The 9144-nt window shown below is 68.3% G+C and carries 7 protein-coding genes; 5 read left to right on the top strand and 2 right to left on the bottom strand.

From position 1 onward, the window contains the following. Positions 1-122: 122 nt before the first annotated feature. Positions 123-1145, bottom strand: coding sequence for a DUF4331 family protein (locus AB0E63_RS45655; RefSeq protein ID WP_360380951.1), 1023 nt, complete (start codon positions 1143-1145; stop codon positions 123-125). Between the two features lie 104 nt (positions 1146-1249). Here AB0E63_RS45655 and AB0E63_RS45650 point away from each other — a divergent pair, with 104 nt between their 5' ends. Genes AB0E63_RS45650 through AB0E63_RS45635 form a run of 4 tightly spaced genes read left to right on the top strand, consistent with a single transcriptional unit; the run spans position 1250 to position 7024 of the window. Continuing rightward, positions 1250-4006 carry an AAA family ATPase gene (locus AB0E63_RS45650; protein WP_360380949.1) on the top strand — a complete coding sequence of 919 codons (2757 nt, stop codon included), beginning with the start codon at positions 1250-1252 and terminating at the stop codon, positions 4004-4006. Between the two features lie 26 nt (positions 4007-4032). Further along, entirely contained in the window at positions 4033-4551 is a 519-nt protein-coding gene (locus AB0E63_RS45645; protein WP_360380947.1) for a PadR family transcriptional regulator, read from the top strand. After that, complete coding sequence (locus AB0E63_RS45640) at positions 4548-5279, top strand: ABC transporter ATP-binding protein (RefSeq protein WP_360380944.1); 732 nt, start codon at positions 4548-4550, stop codon at positions 5277-5279. Before AB0E63_RS45645 ends, AB0E63_RS45640 begins: the two co-directional genes overlap by 4 nt. After that, a complete protein-coding gene (locus tag AB0E63_RS45635) occupies positions 5276-7024 on the top strand; it encodes an FtsX-like permease family protein (RefSeq protein WP_360380941.1) in 1749 nt (582 codons plus the stop codon). Before AB0E63_RS45640 ends, AB0E63_RS45635 begins: the two co-directional genes overlap by 4 nt. A 9-nt stretch (positions 7025-7033) precedes the next feature. Here AB0E63_RS45635 and AB0E63_RS45630 read toward each other — a convergent pair whose 3' ends face one another. Beyond that, positions 7034-7216: a hypothetical protein gene (locus AB0E63_RS45630; RefSeq protein ID WP_360380939.1), complete on the bottom strand. Its 183-nt coding sequence runs from the start codon at positions 7214-7216 to the stop codon at positions 7034-7036. Positions 7217-7564: 348 nt separating this feature from the next. On the opposite strand from AB0E63_RS45630, the gene AB0E63_RS45625 reads away from it, so the two are divergent. After that, the coding region (locus AB0E63_RS45625) for a DUF222 domain-containing protein (RefSeq protein ID WP_360380936.1) at positions 7565-9144 on the top strand (1580 nt) is incomplete at its 3' end.

Genomic DNA, 9144 nt, shown 5'->3' with positions numbered 1-9144 from the left:
GTGCCTCGGCGCGACCAGACCGACGAGGACTCCCCAACCGACCACATGCAACAGCAGGATGAAGGCCGCCATGGCCACTGTCACGGTCACCGGACGGATGCTGCGCCCCCTGACGTTCATGGTCAGCTCGCCGCCGGCACGTACGGGAAGGTGTCCCTGGGCTTCGACGCCACGGACTCCTTGCCGATCCCGAGCGAGACCGGTGTGTTGGCCGCGATCGAGAACATCACGTTGGGTGCGTTATCGGTCAGCGACCGGCCGTTCCAGGCGTTGAAGCCGAAGCTGGCCGGCGTACCGACGACGTACGGCAGCATGTTGGGCAGGAACCGCCGTACGACGGCCGCCGCGTAGGCCTCCGGGTCGGCAGCCGTGCCGTACGCGCGGACGACGCCGGCGATCTCGTGGGTCAGCAGCTTCCCGTAGGTGTCGAGGTCGTCGGCGGGCCGGCCGTCGTTGAGGTCGTCGCCGAGCTTCTCGTTGAACTGCGTGAACAGCGGGTGGATCATCGGGAGTCCAATCCGGTTGATCGAGCGCCAGCCGCCGGCGTCCGTGGCCAGGCTCGCGACCGCCCACACGTCGATCGGACGGGTCGTGTGTGCGGGATCGAGCAGTTCCGCGTCGGGAATCTCGAGGACGATCGAGTACACGGTGTGCCCGGCGAACAGGTTCTGCGCCTGGTCCGGGGTCCACGTCCCGAGGTCGACCGTCGTACCGTCCTGGAAGGCGTGGCCGACGGCGTGCAGGACGTCGGGCTCGATCCAGAACGGGTCGCCGGCCTTGCCGGCCCACACGCGCAGTCCACCCTCTCCGTCGAGCGTCTCCTCCGTCTCCCCCGTCACGACAACGCTGCCCGCGTCCGATGGATCGGCGGTGATCCGATGCACGGTCAGGCCCTGCCGGCCCAGTTCGTCGCGCTCTCCGAACACGAATCGGTACGTGAGATCCTCGACGCCGTCGTGGTCGAGGTCGACCTTGAATTCGTACTTGCCCTCGGGGTGGTAGCCCGGCGTCGGGATGTCACCGGCGAGCGAGTGGCACAGGTTGATGGCCAGCACGGTGCCGGTCTCGCCGCGGAACGCGTACAGGTCGGTGAGGTCGAGACGGACGTCCTGACGGGCCAGCGGTGAGTCGAGGTGATGCGACATGGTCGATGCCTTCCTTTCAGGTGGGGAGTTCGGCACGACCACAGTCGTGGATCGGTGCGCCCGCGCGGATGAGTCATCTGACTCGCTTCGTACGATCGAGTCAGATGACCGAGTCGGGTACCGGGAGGACAGTGATGCGCCCCGCGCTGGTCGGACGGCATGAGGAGCTCGAGTTCCTCCGGGCCTTCGTCCGTGAGGCCGCCGTCGACGGTGGAACCGTGCTGGTTTCGGGCGGACCCGGTGTCGGCAAAACGACGCTGCTCGACGCCGCGGAACGGTACGCGCGGGAGTCGGGAACGACCGTTTTGCGTGTCGGCGCGACCGAGCTCGAAGGTGGGCTCAGCTACGCCGCGCTGAACCAGGCGTTGTATCCGCTCGACTTCGACGAACTGAACCCCGCTCAGCGTGGCGCGCTCGAGGTCGCTCTCGGGTTCGGAGACGGCCCACCTCCAGGCCGGCTGCTGGTGTCCAACGCCGCGACTGTCCTCCTGCGGAGGGTGGCGGCCCGATCCCCGCTCCTGCTCATCGTCGACGACATTCCCTGGATCGATCGGGCCAGTGCAGGTGTCTTGAGCTTCGTCGCGAGGAGGCTCGCCGGCAGTCGGGCCGGGCTGCTGGCCGCCAGCCGCACGGGCGAGGACCAAGGGTTCTTCGACCCGGCGGGACTACCGGAGTACGAGCTGAAGCCGCTGGACGACGCTGCCGCGAATCAACTCCTGACAGCACGGTTCCCCGACCTCCACGCCGCTGTGAAGGCACGGATCCTCGACACTGCGCAGGGCATTCCGCTCGCGCTGCTGGAGCTTCCCAGGACATTGAGCCAGTCGCAGCGGACGGCCGCCGAACCGCTACCCGCCGTACTGCCACTCGGGCAGAACCTGCAGCGGCACTTCGTGTCGCGGGTTGCGAGCCTCCCCGACGCAACCAGGACGCTGTTGCTCACAGCGGCTCTCGAGGGCACCGGGGATCTCGGCGTACTGGAGGCCGCGGGCGGCGGGGCGTACCGGATCGACGATCTGGCGCCCGCTGAGAGAGATCGACTGGTGACCGAGCACTCACATCGGGTGGAGTTTCGGCACCCGCTGATCCGGTCGGCGGTTGTCGAGGCAACGACCGCGGCAGAACGCCGCTCGGCGCACCGCAGGCTGGCCACAGTCCTCGTGAACCAGCCCGAGCACCTGGCATGGCATCTTGGCGAAGCCACAGTCGAGCCTGACGAGCAGGTCGCGGCGGTCATGGAGCAGGCGGCTCACATCGTCGTCGCGCGAGGCGACTACACGTCCGCGGTCGCCCTGCTCACGCGCGCTTCGGATCTGAGCCCCAGCCCTGCCGAGCGCGGCCGCCGGCTGGCCGCGGCGGCCTATATCGGCGCAGAGGCGATGGGCGAGGTCCGGAGTACGGCGGAACTGCTCGAAGGCAGCCGACGAGCCGGCAGCCGGGCGAGCGCGTCACTGCACTACGCGTCGGCCGCCACGTTGGTGATGCTCGACAGCGACGCGCAGGTCGACACCGCCCACCGCATGATGGTCAGCGCCATCGAGGGGAGTTTGGACCGCGGCGATGCCGACGAGATGGAACTCGTCGACGGATTCGCGACGCTGCTACTGATCTGCTTCTTCGGCGGTCGCAGCGAGCTGTGGAAGCCGCTGTACGCCGCACTCGGGCGGCTCTCGCACGAACCCCCACCGTTCCTCACGCTGACGTTGGACCTGTTGGCCGACCCGGCCCGCACGGGCGTCGCCGCTGTCCCTCGTCTCCGGACTGCGCTGCAGGCTGTTCACGACGACTCGCAGCTGATGCGTAGGGTCGCAGCGGCCGCGTGGTATGCCGACCGTCTCGCGGAGCTTCGTGAGCCGTTGTGGCGGGCGGTGTTGCACGGTCGCGAGGGTGGCCCGGCGAGAAGGCACCTGGTGGCACTCATGGACCTCTGCGTGGACGACTTCCACCGAGGCAGGTGGGACGAGGCCGCGGAACTCGCCGCGGAAGGACTGTCCCTGACCGAAGAGGGTGGTGGCAGATTCTTCGGCTGGTACTTCCGCTATCACCAGGCGTTGCTGGCGGCGGTCAGAGGCGAGTTCGAGACCAGCCGGACGCTGGCTGAACAGATGATCGGCTGGGCAGGTCCGCGAGGCGTCGGCACGGCACGGGTCTTCGCTCACCATGCCCTCGTCCTGGGCGACCTCGGACGCCGCGACTTCGAGAGCGCCTATCAGCACGCGATCATGGTCAGTCCCGCCGGCACGCTCGCCTCACACGTTCCGCACAGCCTGTGGCTCGCGATGGATCTCGTCGAGGCCGCCGTACACACGGATCGGCGGGACGAGGCCGAACGCCATGTCCGCGCCATGCAGGAAGCGAGGTTGCCGGACCTCTCGCCGAGGCTGGCCATCCTGACCGCAGGGGCCGCGGGGATGGCGACCGGGGACCCCGCGCATTTCGAGCAGGCCCTGAGCCTTCCGACCGTCGACCAGTGGCCGTTCGAGGTTGCGCGCGTACGGCTTGCGTACGGCGAACTGCTGCGTCGTACCCGCGTGGTGACTGGAGCCAAGGGTCAGCTCCAGGCGGCTCTCACCGCGTTCCGGACGCTCGGCGCGGATCCGTGGACCGCGCGAGCGGAGCAGGAACTGCGGGCTGCTGGACTGGCTCCCACCTCAGCCTCCGCCTTTGCCGCTCCTGGTGCGCAGACCTTGACCGCCCAGGAGTTGCAGATCGCCGGCCTCGCCGCGTCCGGGCTCACGAACAAGGAGATCGCCGCACAGCTCTACCTCTCACCCCGCACGGTGAGCGGGCACCTCTACCGGATCTTCCCCAAGCTCGGCATCACCACCCGAGCCGCCCTCCGCGATGCTCTCGACAAATAGGTAGCGGGTATATATTCTCGCTATCTATGCGGTCACTTTTCCTGGCCTTGCTGGCTGACGAGAGCCGGTACGGGTACGAGATCAAGCAGACGCTCGAGCAGGAGTTCGGGGAGTTGCTGCCGGCGCTGAACGCCGGGCAGATCTACTCGACGCTGGCGCGGCTCGAGCGGGACGGGCTCGTGGTCGGTCAGAGCATCGAGGGCGACAACCGGCGCAAGCGGGTGTACGAGCTGACCGAGGCCGGCCGGACGGCGCTGGCGGGGTGGATCGAGGCGCCGGTGCCGGGGACACGGTTGAAGGACGAGTTCTTCATGAAACTGGTGATTCTCGCGTCGGCCGGGCTGGCCGAGCCGAAGGCGCTGATCGCCGGGCAAAGGCGCGAGTACCTGCAGTCCCTGCGCGACCTCGACGCGGTCGTGTCGGTCGACGGCAGCCGGCCCGCCGCCGATCTGCTGGCCGAAGGGGCGATCCTGCACCTGAAGGCCGACCTGGAGTGGCTCGATCTGATCGAGCAGAAGCTGCCGATGCAGCGGGAGTCAGCATGACACCGGTACTCGAAACACGAAGGCTCGCGAAGACATACGACACCGGGGGTACGCACGTCCTCGCCGTGCGCGGGATCGACCTCACGATCAGCAAGGGTGAGTTCGTCGCGATCGTGGGGCCGAGCGGATGCGGGAAGTCGACGTTGCTCAATCTGCTGGCCGGGCTCGATCGCGCGACGGCCGGTGAGGTCTGGCTCGGCGGTGAGCGGATCGACCAGCTGAGCGAGACCGCGCTGGCGCGGATGCGCCGGCAAAAGGTGGGGTTCGTGTTCCAGTTCTTCAACCTGGTCCCCACACTGTCCGCTATCGAGAACGTCGAACTGCCACTCCTCCTGGTCGGCCGGCGCCGGACGGACGCCCGGGAGACCGCCGGCAGATTGCTCGATGACCTCGGCCTCGGCGACAAGTACGACGCCGCGCCCTCGCAACTGTCCGGCGGCCAGCAACAGCGGGTCGCGCTCGCCCGTGCCTTGGCGAACACGCCGGACATCCTGCTCGGCGACGAGCCGACCGGAAATCTCGACTCGGCCTCGGCCCGCGAGGTACTCGCGCTCCTCCGTGCCGCCCGGGATCGGGGCCAGACCCTGCTGCTGGTGACCCACGACTCGCGCGTCGCCGCCGCGGCGGACCGGGTCATCACCCTTCGCGACGGGCTGGTGAACGACGACACCGAACTGCAGGCCGCCCGACCGGTCACGCTTCCCTTCGACGCCGGCGGTCCACCATGACCGTCACTTTGGCGAGACTCGCTTTCGCGGGGATGCGTTCGCGGTTGCTCGCGAGTGCTCTGACAGTCCTGCTGTGCAGCGCGGCGGCCGCGACCATCGTGCTCGCTCTGGAGGTCGGCGCCACCGCCCGTGATCCGTGGGAGCGGACCTTTACCGAAGCCAACGGCGCACATGTCCTCGCGAACGTCGCCTCGGCCGCGGACGCCGGCAAGATCGCAAGCCTCCCCGGAGTCGCCGAACGTGATGCGGCTATCCCGAACACCAACGCGCCCGTTGCCGGCGGCACCGATAAGTTGCAGCTCGCCGGGCTGACTTCCGCGCCGCAGGTCAACCGGCCGGTGCCGATCATCGGTTCCGCGCAACCCGCAGACGGCATCGTGCTCGAGCGAAGCTTCGCTGACGCGCTCGGTCTCCGAGTCGGTACGACGCTGCGCCTCGCCGCGGCCGGCGGACCGGTTGACCTGACCATCGTCGGTACGGCGGTATCGCCCAGCCAACCGCGTTACCCGCGGCGGAATCCCGGATTGGCTTGGGTGTCCCGGGCCACGCTGGAGCGGGTGCAGCCGGACAGCGCGCGCTGGCGCTGGACCGAGGCCGTCCGACTGACAGATCCGGCTGCCGCAGCGGACTTCACCGCACGCGCTGCTGGAGTCGTACCGCCGAGCACTGCAGCTTTTGAGACCTGGCAGGAGCAGCGTGACAGCGCGCTCCAAGACGCAGCTCCGGCTCAGCTCATCCTGACGACGTACACGATCGTGTTGCTTGCGGTGGTCTTCTCGGTGGTGGCGATTCTGGTCACGGCGCGCGCGAGCGCACAGCACCGCGAGATCGGATTGCTGAAGGCCGTCGGGGTCACGCCACGGCAGATCACTGCTGTGTTCGCGCTCGAGTCCGCCGTACTCGGTCTGGTCGCTGTGGTGATCGGCTTCGTGGCCGGGGTTCTGCTCGCGCCCCGTCTGGCTGCGTCCAGTGTCGCGACCATGGTCGGATCGCCGACCATTGCGGTGAACCCTTGGCATCTCGTTGTCGCCGGCTGCCCAGTGCTGCTGGTTCTGGTCGGCAGCGCTGCCTCGGCGGCCCGGCGCAGTACGAGATCCAGCGTCCTGCAAGCAATCCAATCCGGATCCCCGACGCCCGCGTCGCGGTCCCGCCTCGGCCGCCTGATCAGCCGGGTCGCGCTCCCGGTCGTACTGTCGCTAGGCCTCAAAGACCTGCTCGCCCGGCGACACCGAGCCATCCGACTGGCCGGCGCGATCGTCGTCACTGGCGCCGCGGTCGTCTTCGCGCTCTCCATGCAATCGAACCTCGCCGCCCAGGCCGCCGGCGAAGTCAGCGATGTCCCGCGCGAACTTCCCGTTCTCGTCTACACCCTCGACGCTGTCCTCCTCCTCATCACCGTCACGACCCTCGTCGCGGTCGCCCTCTTGTCGGTCCGCGAACGCGTCCGCGAGTACGGCGTGCTGAAGTCCATCGGCCTCACACCCCGCCAGATCGCCACAAGCCTCGTCGGCGCCCACGTCACCCTCGCCACCATCGCAGTCATCCTGTCGATCCCCGTCGGCATCCTCCTCTACATCGCTGTCTACGCCATCGCCGGCGGCAGTCCCGAAGACCGAGTCATCGCCCCCTGGTGGTCCCTGGCCCTGGTCCCACCCGCCACCATCCTCGTCGTGGCCCTCGCCACCACCCTCCCCGCCCGCCTAGCCACCCACCTCCCCACCACCGAAGCCCTCCGCTACGAATAGGCCCCGCAATCAGGCGTGCGGCCAACGGCGCAGTCTCGAGGATTGCCACCACCACACCAGCTCACCCAGGCCGAGGACGATCGCAAGCCCGGCAGCGCACCATCGGAGGGACTTGTCCGCAGTCGTCAGCGGCGTCCCGCCGTACGTGTCCGGCGGAGTCAGCACCAGAGCGACCCCGAGCGCGAGAATCACGATGCCTGCGTTGCACGAGCGTCGCCCGCGCTCCGTCCACCTCGTCGACTCGGCCAGGCCACCCGTCAACAGCAGCAACGCAGCCCGCGGCCACCGAAGGTTCTTCAGTCATCACTTCCGCCGTCGCCGAGAACCGCCGCGCGCGTCGCCACGTGTGAACACCGAAGCGCCCGAGGGCGTCGCTGCTGCGTTCAGGTAGTACTGCATTCTGACCTCCAGGTCGATCGTCTTACCTTGCAACATATCCACTTCTTCGCCAGCTCGACTGCAACGTTTCCCCTTGTGGATAAAGGATTCTGCGCCATAGTCGAGTTGGCATGAATTGCAGCATACGCTAGACTCGAACACATGTTCGAGAGAGATTTGTCCACGTTGTCGACGGCCGACCTGCTCGAGTCGGCCGCCGAACACCGTGCCGAGGCGAACAGAGCCGAAGCACGGCTCCTCGAACATGCCCAGGTCTTTGCCGACCGCAACCATCCCGACGGCCGCCGACCCCGCCGCCGCACTGCCGACGGCCGTGAGCGCAGCATCGTCCTCGGCGGCGACGGCTGTCCGGCGATCGCGGAGTTTGCGCCCGCCGAGTTCGGTCTCGTCCTCGGCATCTCGAGCGCCGCGGCCGCAGGCTACATCGGCCGGGCGCTCGCGCTTCGGCATCGCTTTCCACGCATCTGGGCCAAAGTCCAGGACGGCACGGCCACCCCCTGGCGCGCCTGCAAGATCGCCGCCGCCTGCGAGAGCCTGAGCGAGGAATCGGCCGCGTCCATCGACAAACGTCTCGCCCGCTGCGTCGACACAGTGACACCACAGCGGCTGGAGAACATCGTCAAGGCTGCCCAGGCCCACGCCGATCCCGCCGCTGCCCGAGCCAAAGCCGAACAACGCTCCCGCGAACGTGGCGTATACCTCGGCCGCTCCGACGACCACGGCACCAAGACCATCTATATCCGCACCGCCACCGGCAACGCCCTGCGCCACGACGCCACCATCGCCGGCATCGCCGACGCCCTGAAGATCTTCGGGGACACGCGTTCGGTGCAGACCCGCCGCGCCGAAGCGGTCGGCATCATCGCCGACCCCCGCTACACCGAAGAGCTACTAGCCCAGGCCAGAGAACACCTCCTCAACAATCCCCAAGTTGCCCAAGCGGAGGCTCCCGGCGTGGACCGCACCACCCTCCGCCGCCGCCCGAGCGATCACGCCAGGCAGAGCGACGCATCGAATGCCGACCCCGATGTTCCGCAAGCCGGCGGAGCCGCGCGCTGCGGGCCAGACGGCGATCACGCTGCCGTCCGGGTCGGTGACTCGGACGATGATGAGTTGCTCAACGACGGGACAAGCGGTGAAGGGACAGATCCAGGCGCGAACGACGAGGCCGACCGCGATGCACCGCACCCGAGTGAGTGCGACCTTCCCGACCCGCTCGACATCCCATCTGCTGAGCCAACCGAGTCGTTCGACCCCGGCCTCTGCTTCGATCCCGACGACGGCGAACCTCTGGACACCAACGCCGCACGTGCCCTGCACGTCCGCCTAGCCCAGATCAAGCACGACGCCCACACCGGCCCGAAACCCCATGACGGCGGCCACCACGGCAGTCGCGACCCCGACGCCGGCCGCGCGGGCGTCTGCCCCACCACCCGCAGCGGCACCAGTGCTGGCGAGGGACGTCGGAGTGGGCGGCTGCGACCCGGGCAAACCGAGATCTACGTTCACCTCACCGACCACACCCTCGCCACCGGCACCGGCGTACTCCGCGCCGAAACCATCGGCCCGCTACTCGCCTCCCAGCTGGCCGAACTCATTGGCTACGGCCCCTACACCGTCAAGCCAGTCATCGACCTCAACGACGCCGTCAGCGTCGACGCCTACGAAATCCCCGACCGCATCCGCGAACGCATCAAACTCACCCACCCAGTCGAACTCTT

The organism is Kribbella sp. NPDC026596, from assembly GCF_040638415.1.
GTDB lineage: Bacteria > Actinomycetota > Actinomycetes > Propionibacteriales > Kribbellaceae > Kribbella.
This window is presented reverse-complemented; position numbering and strand designations above follow the sequence as displayed.

Bases quoted from the DNA above. Each gene is read 5' to 3' on its own strand.
- AB0E63_RS45650 (WP_360380949.1), top strand. From the start codon at position 1,250: ATGACCGAGTCGGGTACCGGGAGGACAGTGATGCGCCCCGCGCTGGTC.
- AB0E63_RS45635 (WP_360380941.1), top strand. From the start codon at position 5,276: ATGACCGTCACTTTGGCGAGACTCGCTTTCGCGGGGATGCGTTCGCGG.
- AB0E63_RS45655 (WP_360380951.1), bottom strand. From the start codon at position 1,145: ATGTCGCATCACCTCGACTCACCGCTGGCCCGTCAGGACGTCCGTCTC.
- AB0E63_RS45645 (WP_360380947.1), top strand. From the start codon at position 4,033: ATGCGGTCACTTTTCCTGGCCTTGCTGGCTGACGAGAGCCGGTACGGG.
- AB0E63_RS45640 (WP_360380944.1), top strand. From the start codon at position 4,548: ATGACACCGGTACTCGAAACACGAAGGCTCGCGAAGACATACGACACC.